The organism is Acinetobacter sp. ANC_7634 (assembly GCF_056779875.1).
The window spans coordinates 29,819-50,054 of sequence record NZ_JBWYIT010000007.1; the positions used below are offsets into that span (position 1 = coordinate 29,819).

Below are 20,236 nucleotides of genomic sequence, written 5' to 3' on the forward strand. Positions count from 1 at the left end.
GTCATAAAAGTCAATAAACTGAAATATAAAGCCATCCAAAGTCTATTTGTAGAACACAATGTTTCGTTGTTTGGGGTAGTCGTTATACAATTTACGTGATTATCTATACATCTAAATTGGAACAATTCATTTCCAATTTAGGTGCAGCATCTCCTCATTTAACCCGCTAACCAAAGATAAACCGAGTCAATCAATGATCAAGTGGATTATTCTCGCGATATTCATCATATCGGCACTGTATATTCAACGTCGTGGAAAAGTACGACATTCGTTCTATCGTCAATTCTTTGATCATTCGACCATTTTGGCACCTATTAATTTTTTGATGTATATGTTCTCTAAGGTGCCAAACCAGCCTTATATCGACACACAGCATTTTAAAGATTTAAAAGTGTTAGATGAAAATTGGGAAATGATTCGTGATGAAGCCAAAGCTTTATATGAGCAGGGTGGGATCAAAGCCTCTGAAAAATATGATGACCTAGGCTTTAATTCATTTTTTAAAACTGGTTGGAAGCGTTTTTATTTAAAATGGTATGACTCTGCACATCCTTCAGCAGCAGAACTGTGCCCTAAAACGACAGCATTGCTTAAAACATTGCCAACCATTAAAGCGGCGATGTTTACTGAGCTTGCTCCTGATAGTCGCTTGGTTCGTCATCGTGATCCTTATGCGGGATCTTTACGCTATCATTTAGGGTTGTTGACGCCAAATGATGATCGTTGCTTTATTGATGTAGATGGTCAGCGGTATTCATGGAGAGATGGTGAAAGCGTTGTGTTTGATGAAACCTACATTCATTATGCAGAAAACACGACGGATCAAAATCGTATTATTTTCTTTGCTGATGTAGAGCGCCCTTTAAAGACACGTTGGATGGAACGGTTTAATCATTGGTTTGGTAAAAATGTAATGACTGCGGCAAGTTCACCGAATGAAGCAGGGGATCAAACGGGTGGTCTGAACAAAGCATTTGGTTATATTTATCGCTTGCGTGTGAAAGCAAAAGCACTGAAAGCGAAGAACCGTCAGTTATATTACTTTTTAAAATGGTTCTTGATGTTAGGGATATTCTTCCTGATTTTTATTCGACCTTATGTGTTTTAAGAGCATTCAGATCAAAATGCGCCTCAGGGCGCATTTTTTAATTTTACTTAAAATGATGTAAATTAAAATTGAGAAGTGGTTCAATAAAAGCTATGCTTTTATCTGTAAAATATACAAAAGAAAATTCAAATGAATCTCAAAAAAACAATATTAGTACTAAGTGTTTTACCGTTTTTTTTAAGTGCCTGTGGCGGCGGTGGGTCGGGAGATTCGTATGAATCATCACCGAGTACACAATTTCGAAACGGTGATCAACTCTATTCAATTTACTATAATTCCAATGATCGATTCGGCTTAAATTATATTGAATTTCAAAATGGACAATTTACTTATACGGATAGTTTTAAACCGTTGAATAGTGTGATTGTGACGCGAAATCGTATCTATCAAACCTATGATCAAGCCCAAAATACGCTCAGTGTGAATAGTCCTAGTCATTGGACGATGAATATCATTGGTGACATCCAAACGGATATCGAAATGGAGCGTGTAAACCTATCGGGTAAAAATGTTTTTGATACAGTTTTACCAGGTTATCGCAACATTGATCGAAATGATTTGAGCTCTAATGTGAGATTGTTTATAGCCAAAGATGGTCTTAAAAATTTTTCTTCAGGTAGCTATTGTTATAGAAAGAAAGCAGAACAAAACCGAGTAGATTATTTACAACTCTATCCAAACACGAGTGAACCATTGGAAGAGAGTTTTAACCAATTTTATGAAGATAACTTGCTGTATCTTGATCTTTTAAATGAAAAAAATCCAATAGTTAAATTTCAACTTGCTAAAGATCGTTGGATGGGTATGAATTTTAGCAGTATTTTTGACACCAGTATGAAGATTAGTTTAGATGATTCAACAGCCATTGAATTTGAAAGCAAACTATATCCTGCTGAATATCATCAAACTTTGAAGCGTACGACTGATGATGAATATAAGCTCTATGAAAAATTGCTAATGAACGATGATGTTGCAGAAAATAGACAGCGTTATCAGTTATTAATGGCAAATATTGAAAAAGGGTGTACGTATTATAATAAAACGGCAGCAGAATCCTTTGTCACGATTCCTGGTTTAAGATGATTTGTTTAAAAAAAGCCCATAATGGGCTTTTTTTATTGATTGATGATCGAAAGCTGACCGTCTTTGCAATCCAGCTGGAGATGAAGTTGATCTGGATGCTTTAGAAAGTAGATCGCAATAATGGGTTCTAGTTCAGTTCTTATTTTACGTGCTAAATGACGTGCCCCAAAGCGGATATCATGACCCTGATAGAAATATGCTTTGGCAAGGTCTGATAAATGAACCTGACGTTTTTGATGTTGCAAACGAATGTTGAGTTTTTCCAGTTCAATATCAACCAATTTAGGGAGTGCATCATCTTGAACAGGTTGATAATGAAGGACACGATCAATTCGATTCAGAAACTCCGGATCAAAACTGCGATGCAGTATTTTTTCAATAATGGCTTTCGTGGGTAGGCGTTTTAAACATAGATTTTGAAGTTTTTGCGGTAAAACATTTAATTTATCTAAATATTGTTGTGCTGCGCGCGCTCCTGCATTACTGGTCATAAAGATCATACAATTACGAAAATCAATCGTTTTTGTTCCAGCAGTAAGGGTTAGACGACCTGTATCCAACACATTCATTAAGCCACGAATCACTTCGGGAGAGGCTTTTTCAAGTTCATCAAACAGCATAATGCCAGGACGGGTATGAGAGCCATTAATCGCAGTTTCATCGAATAAACTGTGACCTTCTTTCGAACCGACATATCCGGGCGGAGCGCCTGTTAAAGCGGCTGCATAATGTTCTTGAGCCAGTGTATTCATATCGATACGACAAAACGCATCAGGACGACCATAAATCGCTTCAGCAATCAAACGAACAGTCTCTGTTTTACCAACACCTGTTGGTCCAAGCATTAAGGTGACGGACAAGGGGCGTTCAGGACTTGAAAAGTCAGCTTTGACCACGTGAAGCATTTTTTCGATTTCATCTAAGGCTGGATTTTGCCCAATGATACGATCACGCAATAACTGCATCACTTTGGCTGGTTCAAAATGAAAGCGAGACTTTCCAATGAGTCGATCTTTTTCTGAAGGACTATGGGATGAGAGTGCAGGTTGTATGGCGTGAAAAGCACGATCGGTCGCAGTCATGTTGGCGCATCCATGAATGAATCAGTTGAAAAGCATATCAAACTTGAATTTAACAACTCAGACTTTTTAACAATCAGCTGATTATAAAATCTGCGATCATTGCCCTGAACTGTTGGATCAACAAGGTTTTAAAATCGTCTACCGAAATGCACTTGAAATAGAGCGCGTTACCATCACAATAAGCTCATGCTGTTGCATGAATGACTGACTCTACATTAAAGGCTGCTTGTGAACGAAAACGCACGTGAACACATTGAAAAAATCTTAGCCAATCTTACGACTTTGCCTGGTGTCTATCGCATGTTAGGTAAAGATGGAGAGTTGTTGTATGTGGGAAAAGCGAAGAATTTAAAAAATCGTGTTTCTAGCTATTTTGTTAAAACCATTGAGCATCCCAAAACACAGGCTTTAGTTGCCCGCATTCATGATATTGAAACCATGGTGGTCCGCTCAGAAACGGAAGCATTACTTCTTGAACAAAACTTAATTAAGCTTCATCGACCGCCGTATAACATCATGCTGCGAGATGATAAATCTTACGTCTATATTTTTGTGTCCAGTGATAAGCCTTATCCACGTATTGCAGCAGGTCGTGGTAAGGGGAAACATCAAGCAGGTAAATTTTTTGGACCTTATCCAAGTGCTTATAATGCACGTGATACATTGGTGGTCTTACAAAAATTATTCAATGTCCGCCAATGTGAAAATAGTTATTTTGCGCAACGTAAAAGACCGTGTTTGCAGTATCAAATTAAACGTTGCTCAGCTCCATGTGTGGGTATGATATCACCTGAAGATTATAAAGATGATGTTGATAACTCTATTCGTTTTTTACAAGGGGACACACGTGAGCTTAATCAAGAATTAATTGCCAAAATGGAAGCGGCAGCAGAAGCTCTCGAATTTGAAAAAGCCGTTTTTTATCGTGATCGGATGGCATTATTGCGTGATGTCCAAACGCAACAAGCGATTTATAAAGTCAAAGGTGAAGCAGATATATTGGCGATCGCATACCAAGCGGGGGTAACGTGCGTTCAGATTATGCATGTGCGTAATGGCAAGATGTTGGGAGGAAAAAGTTATTTCCCAGATATGTTGGGTGATGATTTGGGACAAATGCTGGCAGATTTTATCGCGAACTTTTATTTCCAAGTTGCCGATGAGATTCCAACAGAATTAATCGTCAACGTGGAGCTGCCAGACAAAAAAGACATAGAAGAGGCACTACAACAAAATTTTGGCAAAAAAATTCTGATTAAATCAAAAGTTCGAGAAACCCGTGCAGAATGGCTCGAGCTTGCGACCATGAATGTACAGCATGCCATTAAAGGACAACTTGCTAACCATTATGAATTGAATGAACGTTTTCATCAGTTAGAAGAGGTGGTCGGACGTCCAATTGATCGTATCGAATGTTTTGATATATCCCATACGATGGGCGAAGCAACGATCGCTTCTTGTGTTGTTTTTGATAGTGGAGGGGCTCGTAAGCGCGATTACCGTCAGTTTGCTATCGAAGATATCACTGGCGGTGATGATTATGCTGCCATGCGTCAGGCTTTAACACGACGCTATAAGAAGGCGATGCTGCCAGATTTGCTTCTCATCGATGGTGGTAAAGGTCAATTACATATGGCAATGCAGGTCATGCAAGATCTTGGATTGGATGCATTCATGGTGGGGGTTTCAAAAGGGGAAGGACGTAAGCCAGGTTTGGAAACCTTACATTTCACTGATGGCACAAAGATCCAACTGCCTGAAGACCATAAAGCGCTACATTTAATTCAACAGGTTCGTGATGAGGCGCATCGATTTGCCATTACTAAACATCGTGCCAAGCGCGATAAACGTCGTGGGCAGTCAGTTTTAGAAGCCATTCCAGGGCTAGGACCAAAACGCCGCCGTGATTTATTAACACATTTTGGTGGGATTCAAGGGGTATTAAAAGCCTCTGAAAAGGATTTGAATTTAGTCCCAGGTTTTGGTGCAAATCTCGCTCGGACTGTGTACAAAATCTTGCATGAGTAATCATGCATATCAATTTGCCAAAATGATCATTGACCTGCGAGTCATTGATCATTTACCTCAATCTGAAAATTCAGCATGCTAGCGCGATAAGAAATTTAAAATAAAAGGGTTGCGCATGTCATTTGGACAGGTATTTCAAGAAATTGATCAACAAGAATGGGTGGAGATCCCTGAGGGTTGGTTGCAAGGTCGTACCATTTTTGGTGGTTTAACCACGGCGATGATGCTACACAAAGCAACACAAATGATTAATGACCCTCAAAAAAGATTATTGAGCACCAGTGTGGTATTTGTGGGTCCTGTTCAGGAAAAGCCAGTCAAAGTGACAGTGGAAATTTTAAGGCAAGGTAAATCTGTGACTAATATTGAAGCTCGGATTTGGCAGGATGATGCTGTACAGGGAATTCTGCTGGCAAGTTTTGGTTCAGACCGTGAATCAGTCGTGAATATGGATCAAGCTCGCTCAGCACCACAGTATGATTCACCTGAAAGTTTAGTTAAGTTGCCTTATCATCCTCTTATGCCGCAATGCTATCAGAACTATGATCTGATTTGGGCTGAAGGGAAATACCCTTGTACGGCTGCTGAAAAGCCAGATTTTGGCGGGTGGTTTCGATATGCAGAATCTAAATTTGAAGCAGGTCCGCTGAGCATGCCTGAATTTATAGCAATGTTAGATATTTGGCCTGCAGGAATTTTTCCTATATTAAAAAAACCAGCACCGGGCAGTTCAATTTCTTGGTATGTGACGCTGGTAGAGCCTATTCTAGCTGACCGACGAGATTGGTTTAAATATAAAGTATTTACAGATCATTCTGCGCATGGTTATTCTACTGAATATGCCCATATTTGGGACCATAATGACCGTCTCGTTGCAATTTGTAGACAGACTGTCGCGATTTTTGCCTAGTCGACAGCGGGTAGTGAATCGTTTAAAGTAAGCGGATTAAAGAATCAAAGCTCAAGTTTTTATTGCAAATTTTAGCTGTAATTGGGGCAAACTGGCGGTGTCTATGTCTACAGGTCGCATCCTGAATATACCAAATATCTTGACGCTAGCACGTATTGCGTTAATACCTGTTTTTTTAATTATTGCCTATTGGCCTCCTGCGATTGGTGTGGGTGGGCATGAAGGGGGTATGACGCGTCATATCATTCTGACTGCAATTTTTGTGATTGCTGCTGTCACAGATTGGTTTGATGGTTACTTAGCAAGAACATTGAATCAGACTTCTGCATTCGGACGTTTTTTAGATCCTGTTGCGGATAAATTAATGGTCGCAGCAGCATTGATTGTTTTGGTGCAATGGCAACCTACAATTTCGATGGCTTTTGCTGCGATTGTGATTATTTCACGCGAGATTACCGTTTCTGCTTTACGTGAGTGGATGGCTGAGCTCGGTGCACGTACCAATGTAGCTGTATCAACGGTTGGCAAATATAAAACAGCTTTTCAGATGATTGCTATTTCCGTGTTCTTACTCAATTGGAAACCACTTGAATTAGTTGCATATGGTTTATTGTATACCGCTGTAATTTTAACACTGTGGTCCATGTTTATTTATTTAAGAGCGGCATGGCCATATCTAAAACAACCCTAATGTATTTAAAGCGCCAAAAGGCGCTTTTTTATTGTCTTGAGAAAGTGATTTAAAAATGAGAATTAAATTTGCTATTGGTTTAAGTATCTTGTTGAGTTCAAGCATTTATGCGGATGATTTATCACGGGCACAAGAGTATTTGCATAATGATGGGATCGCGTATTGTCTATCTCATTCTGAGATTTATGCAGCTGAAGCAAATATTGCGAGAGGTGGATATTTTTAACTCGGTGAGCATAGCCATGAGGCGGCAAAACAAGTGCAAAATTATATTGATCAAGCGCTCAAAGAAGCGTTAGGCAGCTATCAATATTCAAAAGAGAAAGCATACCTTATGCGTTGTTTGGAAATCTCTTATTCAACGCAGTATCGAAATTATATTAAAACTGTTTATGCGTTAGATGTTATCGAAAATCAAAAATAACCTTAATTGCTTAAGCTTTTCTGCTGAGGGTTAAAGTAATTCATATTGGGAGATTCAACCGCTTTAAAGTTGAATCATCTTAGAGATTAAAAATAACAATGAAAAAAATACACTTTCAAAAAGTCATTGATGACTTAAACCTTTTGGAAATACTCAAGCGGTATCAAGTTACAGTGGTCGGTACGCCACCTTTAGGAATTGCAACAGCTCAAAGTGATATCGACCTCATTTGTAGTTATCCGATTGAGCAAGAGAATCATTTGATTGAAACACTAAAATTATTTCAAACATATAAGGCATGGTGCATTGAGCGAAGTTATTTTGAACGTGATACTTGGATTTGCCGATTCGAATATTGTGCTTGGTCAATTGAGATATTTTGTTCTACAACACCAATTGATCAGCAGGCGGGATTCCAGCACTTCTACGTTGAACATAGAATATTAGATTTGGCAAATGACCAATTTAAACAGGAAATCATTCGCCTTAAGCGAAAAGGTATAAAAACTGAACCTGCATTTGCACAGATGTTAGCGCTCGATGGTGATCCTTACACGAAGTTAAGTCAGCTATATGAAGCAGATGACTGTGTGTTGATTCAACTGCTTCAATGCCAAGGTTACCTAGATTAAACTTTAACTATGGGTTTCCTCATCTCCATCGTCTTCAAAAGTTTTTGCAATTTTTTCGATATTCAAACTTTTAGCCATCGCATCAAAAATTTGTTTATACACACCGTCTTGATGGTAAAGGGCATCATGTTCTCCATGCTCGGCAATTTCGCCTTCTTTCATGACATAGGTATAATCCGCATCGATAATTTGCGACAGGCTGTGCGAGATAATAATGACAGTACGTCCTTGTTTAATCTCATCAAGGCTTTGTTTAATTTGTTCCGAAGCGATGGCATCCAAACTCGCAGTCGGTTCATCTAAAAAGATAATCGGCGGATTTTTCAAGAACATACGAGCAATCGCAATACGCTGTTGTTGTCCTCCAGAGAGTTGCAATGCATCGGAATGATAGCCATCTGGAAGTTGTAAAATTTGCTCATGAATGGAGGCTTTTTTAGCAGCAATGATCACGTCTTCTTCAGTGGCTTCTGTTTTACCATAGCGAATATTTTCAAGAATAGTCCCTTGGAAAATATGATTTTTTTGTAGGACTAATCCAATATGATCTCTCAAATATTGAGTATCAATTTGATTGAGATCGATGCCATCGAGTTCGATACATCCCTGATTAGGTTCATAAAATTTATCTAAAAGACTGATTAAGGTTGATTTTCCCGCACCTGATAAGCCAACTAATGCAGTAATTTTATTGGGTCGAATCTCCATATTGATATTCTTTAGTGCGTGGTGACCGTTTGGATAAAAGAATTCAACATTTTTCAGCGTAAATTTTCCTTGAATTTGCGGTTTGAGTTGACCTGTAGGTTCAATTTGATCATCTGCTTCTAAAATTTTAAAGAAGCTTTCTGAATAGATCATGGCATCATTCACTTCATCATATATACGATGTAAGGAGCGAATTGGTGCGGATACATTATTGAACAGCAGTACATGAAACATGATCATACCGATGCTCATCTGACCATCAAGCACAAAATACGCAGTTAGGATGATGATTAAAACAATACCTATTTGTTCAATAAAGGTTTTTAACCCATCAAATAAAAAGCTGACCTGACGGGTTTGCATTTGATTATCTGTGAGTTCTTTTTGTAGTTTGAGTTGTTTGGTCGATTCTATTGACTCGCGGTTGAAAGATTTGATAACCGTAATTGAATTAATAATTCCGAGGATACCTTGGCTTTTCTTTTCTCGACCATCACGTAAATTTCTACGCCAGCCTCCGAGTTTTTGTGCTTGTTTATAAGTTAACCAGAAGTAGATTGGAACGATAGTGGTCGCCACTAAGCCAACATAAAAGTTGGCGTAGTACATTAATCCTAAAGCCACGATCGCACTGGTAAATAACGGCAAAATGTCAATAAAGAATATTTGAACTAGACGAGTCAGAGAGCCAATACCACGATCGATTCGTGTTTGTAATTTGCCCGCCTGATTATTCTCTTCGTTGAAAAAAGCTAATCTATAGGTCAGAAATTTTTCAATGATGCCTTGTGCTAGATCTTGTGAAATAAAAATTCTAAGTTTTTCACCATAAAACTTTTGTCCGAATTGCACAAAAGCATTAATTACTTCTTTACCCAATAATATCGCTGTAATGGTAATCAGGATATTCCAGCCTTCAGCTAAGCCAAAACCATTCTCAACCAGCGCATTAATTTCATCAACTGCATACTGCAAAGTGAGTGCATTCACTTGAGCTGTGAAAGAGCCGATGAGCGTAAGAAAGAGAGTGGCAATCACTAAAAAGCGATAAGGTCGAACGAAAGGTTTAAGTTTTAGAAAAAGTTGCCATAAATTCATAAGCGATTGTTTTTATTGTCTAGATTTATGCCAGTCTAAGCTTGATTGTCCAGTGTCACAAGCGTTCACAATGTTTCAATTTGTCAGTTGAAATATTCAGCTAATATAAGGTTATATTTTCATGGCAAATTGGTTATGAACTTCGAGCTGTTTGCACCCGAACCCAATTCAAATCTCCTACCTTGTGATGGGATTGTAGAAGATTACGGCCTTATACTTACTCATGCTGAATCACAGGATTATTTCGATTATTTTTCAGAAGCTTTGGCTTGGAAACAGGATGAAGTGATTTTATACGGCCAATATTTTAAGACGGGTCGTAAAGTCGTATGGTATGGTGACCAAAACTACCAATATCACTATTCAGGGATGGATAAACAAGCACAGATTTGGGATTTGAAATTATTAGCACTCAAGCAAAAAATTGAACTTATAACAGGAGTTCAATTTAATTCTTGTTTGGCTAATTTGTATGAAGATGGAACTCAAGGTGTAGGATGGCATAGTGATGATGAGGCTGCATTAAGAGATCCTGAACATGGCGAGACCGTCATTGCTTCACTGAGTCTCGGCGCAACCCGAAAATTTAGATTTAAACATCGTGATAAAACTCATACTGCTGAAATGTATCTACAATCAGGACAGTTGATTGTGATGAAAGGTCAAACACAGCGTTTTTGGAAACACACTTTAGCGAAATCAACCAAAGTATTAGAGCCTAGAATCAATTTAACCTTTCGCTATTTTTATCCTAGATGAAGTGGCAAATATTCTATTAAGGTTGAATACCTTGAGGATTACGATACCAACTTTCAATAAATAAAGCGGCTGCCAAGCTGTCTGCGGACAACTTTTTTCCACGCCCTTGCGCCTGATAATGATCGAGTTCATCACGCGCTTCGCGAGTTGTTAATCGCTCATCCACCATCCATGTTTCTATATTGGTTTGGTGTCTTAAACGACGGGCAAATTTACGTGCTCGTGTTGATAGTTCCGATTCGCTATCATCCATATTCAGTGGTAGCCCGACTAAAAACAGATTTGGAGAATGCTGTTTTACAATTTTGAGTAGATCATCCCAATTGGGAATGCCATCTTTCATCGGTAAAAGTGAAAGTGGCGTAGCACTTTCAATAATGGACGATCCTACAGCCATTCCTGTTTTTTGTGTGCCAAAGTCAAAGGCCATAATGAGTTGAGCGGTAGTTGAATCAGGCATGTCCAATCTCAGATGAAAGCCATGTACGATCGACCCCCATTTTTCTATAGGCAGCGTCCCAGCGATCGTCATAGGGTAAGTTAAAAATCAAATCCATATCAGAGTCACAAATGAGCCAGTCACCTCGAGCGATTTCTTGCTCCAACTGGTTTTTACTCCAACTGGCATAGCCTAAAGCAATTTGATAGCGACCAACACCTTCATTGTGTGCGATTGCATCAAGAATATCCTTTGAGGTTGTTAAACAGAGGTTTTCACCTACAGCGATGGACGCATGCCAAGTAGGTTGACCTGTATGAAGTACAAAACCTGCTTCTGGTCGTAAAGGACCACCTTGTAAGACATCATGTGGGTGAACATGATCTGCCACGATATCAAGATCTGTTAAGAGTTCTTTAACCTGAATCCCAGCTGGACGATTGATCATAATTCCCTGCGCACCTTCATGATCATGACGCGCGATATAGACCACACTATTTGCGAAGAAATCATCTGCTAAATCAGGTGGGGCAATCAGGCAACGGTGCGTTAGAAATTGTTTACTCACCTAATGGCTTCTCCTATGTTTGAGTATCACTTTACTTCAACATACTAGACTTATGGGTTTTCAACAATCCTTTTAAAATAATCAAGATGTGCTGGCCTGAAACTTTAATTGTCTTAATTGTTTAGCATGTTGAAGGGTGGTCTCGCTAATTTCGACACCACCAGTCATACGAGCAAGCTCTAATATCCGTTGATCTTCATCAAGCTCAACGATAGTGCTGCTAGCAGGGTCTGTTTGCAGTTTTTTCACTAACAAATGTTGGTCCGATTGCGCTGCAACTTGGGCTTGATGTGTAATACATAGAATTTGAACATGTTGACCTAATCCAGCCAATAAGCGACCGACAATCTCAGCTGTTCCACCACTGATACCTACATCAATTTCGTCAAAAACGAGTACTTCAGCTTCGGTTTTCTCTGCATTCATGACTTGCATGACCAATGCAATACGTGACAATTCACCACCAGACGCAACCTTCGCAAGTGGTTGAGGTGGGATCCCTTTGTTTGCTGTGAACAATAATTGAATAAAACTAAACCCTTCAGATGAAGGTTGCTCCAGAGGATCAAAACGGAATTCAAAATGAGCTTCTGGTAAAGCCAGTTGCTTGACTTGTTCTGTTAAGAGTTTGGCTAAGGGTTCTGCTGCTTTACGACGGATATCATCTAGATATTGAGCTTTCTCTATAAACTGTTGATGCGAAATTTCAACTTGTTCAGCTAAAGTCTCTGGATCTTCAAGCTGATGTAATTGTTCTAGCTCTGCCTGCCAATGTTCGTATTCTGATTTTAAATCTTCGGGTTGTACTCGATATTTGCGCGCTAAACGATGGAATATTTCCAGTTGTGTGTTTAACTCTTCCATTCGTTCAGGATCAAAACTCTGACGGTCAATGAATTGTTTTAAATTAGCGCTGGCATCATCGAGTTCACTTTGCGCATTTAATAATGAGTTATAAATTTCAGAGAGTAAATCACTACGACCTGCATGAGATTCAAGCTTGCGAATAATACTTGAAATTTCCTGAGTGATATTTTGATCAGACTCATCTAAAACGTTGATTGCATAACTACAATCTTGCATGATGTGTTCATGATGACTTAAGCGATCGAACTCTTGTTCAATTTCTTTATAGTCAAGTCGAACCACTTCTTCTAATTCTTCTAATTGAAGATTAAGTGTCTCAATGCGTTGAAGGCGGGTGGTCTGTGCATCAAGCGCAGCTTGATGCTGTCGGATATTTTTTTGCCATGCGTTATAACTGTCTTTGACAGCAAGCGTATGTTGACCAAAGTTGCTGTAACGATCTAACCAATGTTTTGGATAGGGCGGTTCTAACAATTGTTGCTGACTATGTTGGCTGTAAAGTTGGACTAAGAGTCTGCCAATTTCCTTTAATTCTGACAGACTACTTGGACGTCCATTGATCCAAGCTTTACTACGACCTGTAGCAAAGATTACCCGTCTTAGGTGAATTTCACCCGATTCATCTGCCAGCTCATGAGTGCTTAACCATTCAGCTTCAGGACTTTGATCTTGATAACTAAATACGGCTGTAACATCAGCCTTATCTGAACCATAACGAACGTAATTCGTATCAGTACGCTCGCCTAAACATGCTGATAATGCATCGAGTAATAAAGATTTACCTGCACCAGTTTCACCCGTAAGAACATTGAAACCTTGATCAATATCAATGGCTAAGTTATCGGCTAAAGCAAAGTTGATCAGATTAAGGTGTGTCAGCATAAACGCATCCGAGCTGCGAAAGTGTGGATTCTAAGATAGAGAAATTTTGTTTTAGTCTCAAGTCACGACATTTGAATATGAGAACTTTTAGTTTGCATTTTAACTGAAATTAGGTTGATTACTAGTGACTGAATATATTCTTTTACCTGTGTACAAAAGATATATAGAAGAAATCAAAAAAATCTTTAAATTTCATCAATAGGGAACAAAAGTTGCTTATAAAAACCATTGCAAAACACTGATTGATTAGTTGCTCGAGCGCAATTAAACTACGGCAATTAAAATTTATAAAATGCGCATTATTTGGAGAATACGCATGTCATCACAATTTGATCATGTATCTGTTGTAAAAAAATCAAATGTTTATTTTGGCGGGACGTGTATTAGCCACACTGTTCAATTTGAAGACGGTACGAAAAAAACACTTGGGGTTATTCTACCGACGGAACAACCGCTTACTTTTGAAACACATGTACCAGAGCGTATGGAAATTATTTCTGGTGAATGTCGTGTCACAATTGCAGACAATGAAGAACATGAGCTTTTCCGTGCAGGGCAGTCGTTTTACGTGCCTGGTGAGAGCCGTTTCAAAATCGAAACAGATGACGTATTAGACTACGTTTGTCATTTCGAAGGTTAATTACCAAAAAAAAATTTGACCAACATTCAATGGTCAAATCGGTTAAACTATTCGCTATATAAAATCCTGTAAAGTTGGCTTTGCGGGATTTTTCTTTTCTATATTATTGTATTGTCTTAGTGAGTTGAGGTCGTTCATGGCTAAACCCGAATATTATTATGGCGTTCATTCTGTGGAGTCATTGTTGGAGTTAGAACCTGAACGCGTTTTGACTCTATTTGCACTAAAAGGTCGTGAAGATCAACGTTTAAAACGTATTTTTGAGTTGGCTGAACCTTTCGGAATTAGTATTCAAAAAGCGAGCCGAGACAGCCTTGAAAAACTGGCTGGACAACCTTTTCACCAAGGTGTCGTTGCTGCAGTTCGTCCTCATCCAACGCTGAATGAAAATGATCTTGAGCAATTAATCAAAAGTACAGACAATGTTTTTTTACTGGCGCTTGATCAAGTGACGGATCCGCATAATTTGGGTGCATGTATTCGAACTGCAGCAGCCATGGGTGTGCATGCGGTCGTTGTTCCACGTGATCGTTCTGCAAGCTTAACACCAACGGCTCGTAAGGTTGCTGCTGGTGGTGCAGAGAAAGTTAAATTTATTCAAGTGACGAATTTGGCTCGTACTTTAGCCAAAATTAAAGATGATTTTAATGTTCGAGTGATTGGTACGATGTTAGATGAGCATGCTCTACCTATTCACGAATGTAATTTGACTGGTCCTGTCGCAGTGATTATGGGTGCTGAAGATACTGGTTTAAGACCGATTACTCAGGCGCAATGCGATCAAAAAGTTTATATTCCAATGAGTGGAAATTTACAAAGTTTGAATGTGAGTGTGGCGACAGGCATGGCACTTTACGAAGCGTGTAGACAACGTCAAGCCTAATTTGAGATGGCACTTTCAGATCGAGCCCAAGGCTATTTTTTTCTTATTACTACCATGTGCATCTGGGGGGGATTTACCCTCACTGCACGATTAAATGCGCTATGGCACATCAATACGTGGGACATTGTGGCACTGCGTTTTTCACTGGCTTTTTTGATCTTAATGCCGATTTTACTTTATCGTAGAGAAGCCTCTTTTTTACTTAAAAAAGAACCATTTATTTTGGCAATGATTGGTGGTGTGATCTATTGTTTGTTGGCTTATAGCGCATTTCACTATGCACCGACTGCGCATGCTGCAATTTTTCTCAATGGTTGTATTCCTATTTGTACTGCCATCGTGGCTTTTATATTGATGAAACAGGCTTTTGATCGTCATACATGGGCAAGTTTGCTCATTATGATCACCGTGCTCGGTATTATGAGTCTCCTGATGTATCGTGAATCAGGCATTCCTTTTGGTGCTGGTGATGGATTATTCTTCTTGAGCGCCATTTTTTGGGCAATATTTACCGTATTACTGCGTAAATTCCAAGTGAGTGCATGGCAGGCGATGTGTGGAGTTGCCATCTGGTCAGCCGTGATTTATGTACCCATTTACGTGTTATTTTTACCCAAAGATCTTAGTACTCCTGAGCCTCAGCATTTACTGTTTCAGACAATATTTCATGGCATATTCGTGGTCATTATTGCAACTTTAACTTATGTGGAAGCGATTAAAAGACTCGGGGCTTTTAAAGCAGGGAGCATTACCAATTTAGCGCCTTTTTTAGCTGCAATTTTGGCAGTGCCTTTGTTAAATGAACCTTTAAGTATTGCGATGTTATCTGGGTTGTTGGGTATGGCGATAGGCGCATTACAACCATGGCGATGGCTGGGTCGCCAAGATGCACTAAGCCAAAAACTTGAGCAACAAAAAAAGCAGTCTTCTTAGACTGCTTTTTTAAAATCTAAGCTTGTTGTGCAATATCGAGATAATATTGGTGTTTTACTGCGAGTTGTTGATAGAGATGATCAAGTTCACCATCATTAATAACAACATCGTCTGCACGTTTTAATTTTTCTTCACGAGACATTTGCGCACTCATTATTTTTTTAATTTGCTCAATGTCTTGATGATCACGTTGCGAAGCACGCAAGATTTGTAATTCTGTGGATGCATCGATCAGTAAAGTACGTTGAGTAAGTTGGTGTTGATTGGTTTCAAATAAGAGTGGGGAAACTAAAATGGCATAAGGACTGGTCGCCCGTTGTAGTTGTTCAATAATCGATAGGCGAATTGCAGGATGCGTAATATTTTCTAATATCTTTCTAGCTTCAGGATGTTTAAAAATATGGTCTCTTAACGCTCTGCGGTCGAGTGCGCCATCTTCCAATAGCACCCAATCCCCAAAATGATCTTTAATTTTTTGTAGTGCAGGTTTTCCAATTTCAACCACTTCACGTGCTACGATATCTGCATCAACAACAGTAATACCTTGTTTTTCAAACCACTGACTTGCAGCCGTTTTTCCACTACCAATACCACCTGTTAAGCCCAAAATAAAGCGCATGTAAAAAACCTTGTAATTATCATAATGGGGCTTATTTTAGCTTAACCCCCTAAATAAACCTTCATAATTTCGTTACCCCATAAGAATGCAATCCATCCAGCAATCGCAATGTAAGGTCCAAAAGCAAAGGGCTGATTTTCTTTTTTGACTTTCATCAAAATGATGCCGATGATTGCACCGACTAAGGATGAAAGTAGGACAATGAGCGGTAATAAAAATGGACCCATCCATGCACCAAGCGCGGCCAGTAATTTGAAGTCGCCATATCCCATTCCTTCTTTGCCTGTCACGATTTTAAATAAATAGTACACCACCCATAAACAGAGGAAACCAATCAAATATCCCCAAATTGCGGAGGTAGGTGAGGTGTAGAGTGCATAGCTATTTACCGCTAAACCAAGTGCAGCCAAGGGGAGAGTATATCGATCGGGTAAAAGTTGTGTATCGAAGTCGATGAATGTGAGTGCGATCAGTGTCCACGTTAAAATTAAGCCAAAAAGCATTTGTAGGCTTGGACCAAATACCGCGACGACCACTAATGAGCAAACAGCAGTTAAAACTTCTACTAGTGGATAACGAATGCTGATCGGATTTTCACATTCACCACATTTTCCACGTAAAAATAACCAACTTATCACTGGGATATTTTGATACCAACGAATAGGTGTTTTACATTTTGGGCAGGTCGATGCAGGTTTACTTAGCGTGAGTTTATCTTCATCAATTATGGCTTGGTCGGGATGTAAAAACATCTGACAGTCTTGACGCCATTCTTGCTCCATCATTTTAGGTGTGCGGTAAATGACAACATTTAAAAAACTGCCGACACATAAGCTGATGATTCCTACAGTTAAATAGAGTGCTGTAGGCGATTGAATTAAATACGCAATTATTTCGTTCATTACACCACAGAACCCATTTGAAAAATTGGAAGATACATTGCGATGACTAAGCCGCCGACCAAGACACCTAGAATGGCCATAATCAAAGGCTCCATCATGGAGGTTAAGCCATCGACAGCATTGTCGACTTCACTTTCATAATGGGTTGCAACCTTATCTAGCATAGCATCGAGTGAACCCGATTCTTCACCAATCGCTACCATTTGCACAGCCATAGATGGGAATAAATTGGTCGAGCGCATAGCGAAATGAAGTTGTTGACCAGTCGCAACGTCGTCACGAATACGCATAACTGCTTGCTCGTATACCACGTTATTCGTTGCGCCAGCTGTTGATTGGAGTGCATCGATTAAAGGGACGCCGGCAGCAAATGTGGTTGAAAGTGTACGGCTATAACGTGCGATAATTGCTTTATAAACCAAATCACCAAAAATAGGCAGCCTTAAAGCCGTGCGATCTAATGCATCCGCAATTTTTTGACTACGTTTTTTGGCTTCAATAAAGCCGATAATGGTCAGCGCGATACCAATAATTAAAATAAACCAATATTTTTGCACCCACTCAGACATTGCCACTACGAGTTGCGTGAACGCAGGTAAGTCTGCGCCAAATGAGCTAAACATCTCAGAGAAGACAGGAACCACTTTGACCATCAAAATAATGGTCACAATAATTGCAACCACAATGACAGTAATTGGATACTTCATCGCTTTTTTAATTTTTTGTTTGAGAACTTCACTTTTTTCTTTATAAATCGCAACTCGATCGAGCATGGTTTCAAGCGCACCTGATTGCTCACCTGATTCTACCAATGAGCAGAATAACTGATCAAAATGCTGAGGATATTTGCGTAGTGCACCTGCAAAAGTATTACCACCTTCGACCTCAGTTTTAATACCCAAAACCACTTCACGCATTGCAGGATTATCTAAGCCTTCTGCAACAATTTCAAAGCTTTGAACAAGTGGTACACCTGCTTTCATCATGGTGGCAAGCTGACGCGTAAAGATGGTGATGTCCAAAGTAGACACTTTCTTCTTCATTAAGCCTTCAAGAATATTCTTGCGCTTCTCGCGGATACTACGCACCGTAATGCCTTGTTTGCGGAGCATGACTTTTGCAAGTTGAATATTACGCGCAGGCATTTCACCTTTAACTTTGGTACCCTTGCGATCCACGCCGTCATATACAAACGTTGGCATCATCTGTGCTTTTTTCACCGCCATAATGATTTCCTTATTTTTAATTATTCACTGGTCACACGATTCACTTCTTGTAAAGAAGTGAGTCCGTTCATGACCTTAATTAAGCCCGAACGTCGAAGATTCTTAAACCCTAGTCTTTCAGATGCAGCTGCAATCTCTAATGCATTGCCATCATCCATAATAATCTTCGAAATTTCAGGTGTCACTTTCATGACTTCATAAATACCGACACGTCCTTTATAACCATCACGGCACTCAGGACAACCGACAGGTTGATAAATTTTAAAATCTGGATCTGCTAAATCCTGTTCTGTGAATCCCATTTCTAACAAACTTGGTTTAGGAATATCAGCAGGTACTTTACAGTGCACACACAGTCGTCTAGCAAGTCGTTGAGCAATGACGAGATTCACCGAAGTTGCAATATTAAAAGAGGGAACCCCCATATTGCGCAAACGGGTTAAGGTTTCAGGAGCACTATTGGTATGAAGTGTAGACATCACCATGTGGCCTGTTTGTGCTGCCTTAATTGCAATTTCAGCTGTTTCGAGATCTCGAATCTCCCCGACCATAATAATATCAGGATCTTGACGAAGGAATGATTTTAATGCGACTGAGAAGCTTAAGCCCACTTTATAGTTGACGTTGACCTGATTAATGCCTTCTAAGTTAATTTCTACGGGATCTTCTGCTGTAGAGATGTTGGCATTTTCAGTATTTAAAATATTCAATCCTGTATAAAGCGATACTGTTTTACCAGAACCTGTTGGACCCGTAATCAGTAACATGCCTTGAGGCTTCTCAAGTGCCTCAAGAAATAAAGCTTTCTGATCTTCTTCATAACCTAATGCATCAATACCAAGCATTGCACTAGACGGATCCAAAATACGTAATACGATTTTTTCACCAAATAAGGTTGGCAATGAGTTAACACGAAAATCAATCGCTTTAGTACGAGATAATTTAAGCTTAATACGGCCATCTTGCGGAATACGCTTTTCTGAAATATCCATTTGAGACATAACTTTCAAGCGTGAAGCTAATCGATTCGCGAGTTGCAATGGTGGATTTGCAATAGTTCTTAAAACACCATCAACGCGGTATCGAACTCGGTACGTTTTTTCATAAGGTTCGAAGTGTAAATCTGATGCACCCATGCGAATGGCGTCAACCAAAAGCTTGTTGATGTACTTAACAATCGGGGAATCATCACCTGAAGGACCATCATCGTTATTATTTTGCGGTGTATCGTTCTCGACCACGTTAACGTCAAGATCTTCATCACCGAAATTGAAATTCTCATTTTCAGAAAAATGCTTTTCGATCAGTTTTTCAAGTTTATTATGTTCTACAGTAATAGGAACGACGTTTAATTTACTATTAAATCGAATTGCTTCCAATGCTTCGATATCTGTAGGATCACTCGTCGCTACAAATAAAGATATACCTCGTTGATATAAAGGTAAGATTAAATGTTTTGTAACAAGATTTTCTGCAACGATATCTTTGGGTAGTAACTCAACATTATATGCATCTAAATCGAACAATGGCTCCCCAAACTCTTGAGCAACCATTTCAGCAATCGTATTTGCTCGTATTTTGAGATGTTCAACGAGGTAAGGTACTAATTTTTGATGAGATTTTTTTGAATTAATAATAGCATTTTGCATTTGCTGGGAGGTCAAAATGCCTTCATCAACCAAACGACGACTTAACCCAGAAAATTTTGGCCCACTTTGATCTAAAGTCATCCCCAATACGCCTTAAATTCATTT

General features: G+C 39.3%; 20 protein-coding genes. 11 read left to right on the top strand and 9 right to left on the bottom strand.

The window, feature by feature from the left end; all coding sequences use genetic code 11:
• Nucleotides 1–193: 193 nt before the first annotated feature.
• Both lpxO and AC1M9A_RS08600 read left to right on the top strand, forming a co-directional pair.
• A complete protein-coding gene (lpxO, locus tag AC1M9A_RS08595; RefSeq protein WP_035265982.1) occupies nt 194–1,108 on the top strand; it encodes a lipid A hydroxylase LpxO in 915 nt (304 codons plus the stop codon).
• A gap of 129 nt (nt 1,109–1,237) precedes the next feature.
• Complete coding sequence (locus tag AC1M9A_RS08600) at nt 1,238–2,191, top strand: hypothetical protein (protein ID WP_481610031.1); 954 nt, start codon at nt 1,238–1,240, stop codon at nt 2,189–2,191.
• A 32-nt stretch (nt 2,192–2,223) separates the two neighbouring features.
• Here AC1M9A_RS08600 and AC1M9A_RS08605 read toward each other — a convergent pair whose 3' ends face one another.
• Entirely contained in the window at nt 2,224–3,273 is a 1,050-nt protein-coding gene (locus tag AC1M9A_RS08605; RefSeq protein ID WP_481610032.1) for an AAA family ATPase, read from the bottom strand.
• Between the two features lie 228 nt (nt 3,274–3,501).
• Here AC1M9A_RS08605 and uvrC point away from each other — a divergent pair, with 228 nt between their 5' ends.
• The 5 genes from uvrC to AC1M9A_RS08630 all read left to right on the top strand — a co-directional run bounded on the left by uvrC (nt 3,502) and on the right by AC1M9A_RS08630 (nt 7,958).
• Nucleotides 3,502–5,301 (top strand): excinuclease ABC subunit UvrC, encoded by a 1,800-nt coding sequence (gene uvrC, locus AC1M9A_RS08610; RefSeq protein WP_180028652.1) that lies wholly within the window; start codon nt 3,502–3,504, stop codon nt 5,299–5,301.
• 115 nt (nt 5,302–5,416) lie between these two features.
• Complete coding sequence (locus AC1M9A_RS08615; protein WP_481610033.1) at nt 5,417–6,211, top strand: acyl-CoA thioesterase; 795 nt, start codon at nt 5,417–5,419, stop codon at nt 6,209–6,211.
• Between the two features lie 103 nt (nt 6,212–6,314).
• Complete coding sequence (pgsA, locus tag AC1M9A_RS08620) at nt 6,315–6,902, top strand: CDP-diacylglycerol--glycerol-3-phosphate 3-phosphatidyltransferase (RefSeq protein ID WP_035265993.1); 588 nt, start codon at nt 6,315–6,317, stop codon at nt 6,900–6,902.
• 55 nt (nt 6,903–6,957) lie between these two features.
• Nucleotides 6,958–7,128, top strand: a complete 171-nt coding sequence (locus tag AC1M9A_RS08625; protein WP_481610034.1) for a hypothetical protein — start codon at nt 6,958–6,960, stop codon at nt 7,126–7,128.
• A 296-nt stretch (nt 7,129–7,424) separates the two neighbouring features.
• The gene (locus AC1M9A_RS08630; protein ID WP_481596157.1) at nt 7,425–7,958 is read left to right on the top strand and encodes a DUF4269 domain-containing protein; all 534 of its coding nucleotides are present in this window, start codon (nt 7,425–7,427) and stop codon (nt 7,956–7,958) included.
• Between the two features lie 3 nt (nt 7,959–7,961).
• On the opposite strand, the gene AC1M9A_RS08635 is transcribed toward AC1M9A_RS08630, so the two are convergent.
• Complete coding sequence (locus AC1M9A_RS08635) at nt 7,962–9,764, bottom strand: ABC transporter ATP-binding protein (RefSeq protein ID WP_481610035.1); 1,803 nt, start codon at nt 9,762–9,764, stop codon at nt 7,962–7,964.
• Nucleotides 9,765–9,899: 135 nt separating this feature from the next.
• On the opposite strand from AC1M9A_RS08635, the gene AC1M9A_RS08640 reads away from it, so the two are divergent.
• Complete coding sequence (locus AC1M9A_RS08640; protein ID WP_481592349.1) at nt 9,900–10,523, top strand: alpha-ketoglutarate-dependent dioxygenase AlkB family protein; 624 nt, start codon at nt 9,900–9,902, stop codon at nt 10,521–10,523.
• 16 nt (nt 10,524–10,539) lie between these two features.
• Here AC1M9A_RS08640 and ruvX read toward each other — a convergent pair whose 3' ends face one another.
• The 3 genes from ruvX to recN all read right to left on the bottom strand — a co-directional run bounded on the left by ruvX (nt 10,540) and on the right by recN (nt 13,279).
• The gene (gene ruvX / locus AC1M9A_RS08645; RefSeq protein ID WP_035266001.1) at nt 10,540–10,983 is read right to left on the bottom strand and encodes a Holliday junction resolvase RuvX; all 444 of its coding nucleotides are present in this window, start codon (nt 10,981–10,983) and stop codon (nt 10,540–10,542) included.
• Complete coding sequence (locus AC1M9A_RS08650) at nt 10,976–11,530, bottom strand: YqgE/AlgH family protein (protein ID WP_035266003.1); 555 nt, start codon at nt 11,528–11,530, stop codon at nt 10,976–10,978. Before AC1M9A_RS08650 ends, ruvX begins: the two co-directional genes overlap by 8 nt.
• A gap of 81 nt (nt 11,531–11,611) precedes the next feature.
• Nucleotides 11,612–13,279 (bottom strand): DNA repair protein RecN, encoded by a 1,668-nt coding sequence (gene recN / locus AC1M9A_RS08655; RefSeq protein WP_481596159.1) that lies wholly within the window; start codon nt 13,277–13,279, stop codon nt 11,612–11,614.
• A 316-nt stretch (nt 13,280–13,595) separates the two neighbouring features.
• Between recN and ppnP the strand changes: the two genes are divergently transcribed.
• The 3 genes from ppnP (at nt 13,596) to AC1M9A_RS08670 (ending at nt 15,735) form a co-directional block, all read left to right on the top strand.
• Nucleotides 13,596–13,919: a pyrimidine/purine nucleoside phosphorylase gene (ppnP, locus tag AC1M9A_RS08660; RefSeq protein WP_092766653.1), complete on the top strand. Its 324-nt coding sequence runs from the start codon at nt 13,596–13,598 to the stop codon at nt 13,917–13,919.
• Between the two features lie 136 nt (nt 13,920–14,055).
• On the top strand, nt 14,056–14,802 hold the full coding sequence (rlmB, locus tag AC1M9A_RS08665; RefSeq protein ID WP_481610036.1) for a 23S rRNA (guanosine(2251)-2'-O)-methyltransferase RlmB: 747 nt from the start codon (nt 14,056–14,058) through the stop codon (nt 14,800–14,802).
• Between the two features lie 6 nt (nt 14,803–14,808).
• Nucleotides 14,809–15,735, top strand: coding sequence for a DMT family transporter (locus tag AC1M9A_RS08670; RefSeq protein ID WP_481610037.1), 927 nt, complete (start codon nt 14,809–14,811; stop codon nt 15,733–15,735).
• Nucleotides 15,736–15,751: 16 nt separating this feature from the next.
• Here the strand turns inward: AC1M9A_RS08670 and coaE are convergent, their stop codons facing one another.
• The 4 genes from coaE to pilB are packed head-to-tail and all read right to left on the bottom strand — an operon-like array spanning nt 15,752 to nt 20,212.
• The gene (gene coaE, locus AC1M9A_RS08675; RefSeq protein ID WP_481592348.1) at nt 15,752–16,354 is read right to left on the bottom strand and encodes a dephospho-CoA kinase; all 603 of its coding nucleotides are present in this window, start codon (nt 16,352–16,354) and stop codon (nt 15,752–15,754) included.
• Between the two features lie 41 nt (nt 16,355–16,395).
• Nucleotides 16,396–17,256 carry a prepilin peptidase gene (locus AC1M9A_RS08680; protein ID WP_481592347.1) on the bottom strand — a complete coding sequence of 287 codons (861 nt, stop codon included), beginning with the start codon at nt 17,254–17,256 and terminating at the stop codon, nt 16,396–16,398.
• Complete coding sequence (locus AC1M9A_RS08685) at nt 17,256–18,482, bottom strand: type II secretion system F family protein (protein WP_481610038.1); 1,227 nt, start codon at nt 18,480–18,482, stop codon at nt 17,256–17,258. The genes AC1M9A_RS08680 and AC1M9A_RS08685 overlap by 1 nt, the downstream gene beginning before the upstream one ends.
• A 20-nt stretch (nt 18,483–18,502) precedes the next feature.
• Nucleotides 18,503–20,212, bottom strand: coding sequence for a type IV-A pilus assembly ATPase PilB (gene pilB, locus AC1M9A_RS08690; RefSeq protein WP_035266015.1), 1,710 nt, complete (start codon nt 20,210–20,212; stop codon nt 18,503–18,505).
• Nucleotides 20,213–20,236 lie beyond the last annotated feature (24 nt).

Excerpts from the sequence above, each read along its gene's own strand:
- AC1M9A_RS08630 (WP_481596157.1), top strand. The coding sequence starts at position 7,425 with ATGAAAAAAATACACTTTCAAAAAGTCATTGATGACTTAAACCTTTTG.
- AC1M9A_RS08640 (WP_481592349.1), top strand. The coding sequence starts at position 9,900 with ATGAACTTCGAGCTGTTTGCACCCGAACCCAATTCAAATCTCCTACCT.
- rlmB (WP_481610036.1), top strand. The coding sequence starts at position 14,056 with ATGGCTAAACCCGAATATTATTATGGCGTTCATTCTGTGGAGTCATTG.
- ppnP (WP_092766653.1), top strand. The coding sequence starts at position 13,596 with ATGTCATCACAATTTGATCATGTATCTGTTGTAAAAAAATCAAATGTT.
- AC1M9A_RS08625 (WP_481610034.1), top strand. The coding sequence starts at position 6,958 with ATGAGAATTAAATTTGCTATTGGTTTAAGTATCTTGTTGAGTTCAAGC.
- pilB (WP_035266015.1), bottom strand. The coding sequence starts at position 20,212 with ATGACTTTAGATCAAAGTGGGCCAAAATTTTCTGGGTTAAGTCGTCGT.
- coaE (WP_481592348.1), bottom strand. The coding sequence starts at position 16,354 with ATGCGCTTTATTTTGGGCTTAACAGGTGGTATTGGTAGTGGAAAAACG.
- AC1M9A_RS08680 (WP_481592347.1), bottom strand. The coding sequence starts at position 17,256 with ATGAACGAAATAATTGCGTATTTAATTCAATCGCCTACAGCACTCTAT.
- AC1M9A_RS08605 (WP_481610032.1), bottom strand. The coding sequence starts at position 3,273 with ATGACTGCGACCGATCGTGCTTTTCACGCCATACAACCTGCACTCTCA.
- ruvX (WP_035266001.1), bottom strand. The coding sequence starts at position 10,983 with ATGCCTGATTCAACTACCGCTCAACTCATTATGGCCTTTGACTTTGGC.
- pgsA (WP_035265993.1), top strand. The coding sequence starts at position 6,315 with ATGTCTACAGGTCGCATCCTGAATATACCAAATATCTTGACGCTAGCA.
- AC1M9A_RS08635 (WP_481610035.1), bottom strand. The coding sequence starts at position 9,764 with ATGAATTTATGGCAACTTTTTCTAAAACTTAAACCTTTCGTTCGACCT.
- AC1M9A_RS08600 (WP_481610031.1), top strand. The coding sequence starts at position 1,238 with ATGAATCTCAAAAAAACAATATTAGTACTAAGTGTTTTACCGTTTTTT.
- AC1M9A_RS08685 (WP_481610038.1), bottom strand. The coding sequence starts at position 18,482 with ATGGCGGTGAAAAAAGCACAGATGATGCCAACGTTTGTATATGACGGC.
- AC1M9A_RS08615 (WP_481610033.1), top strand. The coding sequence starts at position 5,417 with ATGTCATTTGGACAGGTATTTCAAGAAATTGATCAACAAGAATGGGTG.
- lpxO (WP_035265982.1), top strand. The coding sequence starts at position 194 with ATGATCAAGTGGATTATTCTCGCGATATTCATCATATCGGCACTGTAT.
- AC1M9A_RS08670 (WP_481610037.1), top strand. The coding sequence starts at position 14,809 with ATGGCACTTTCAGATCGAGCCCAAGGCTATTTTTTTCTTATTACTACC.
- recN (WP_481596159.1), bottom strand. The coding sequence starts at position 13,279 with ATGCTGACACACCTTAATCTGATCAACTTTGCTTTAGCCGATAACTTA.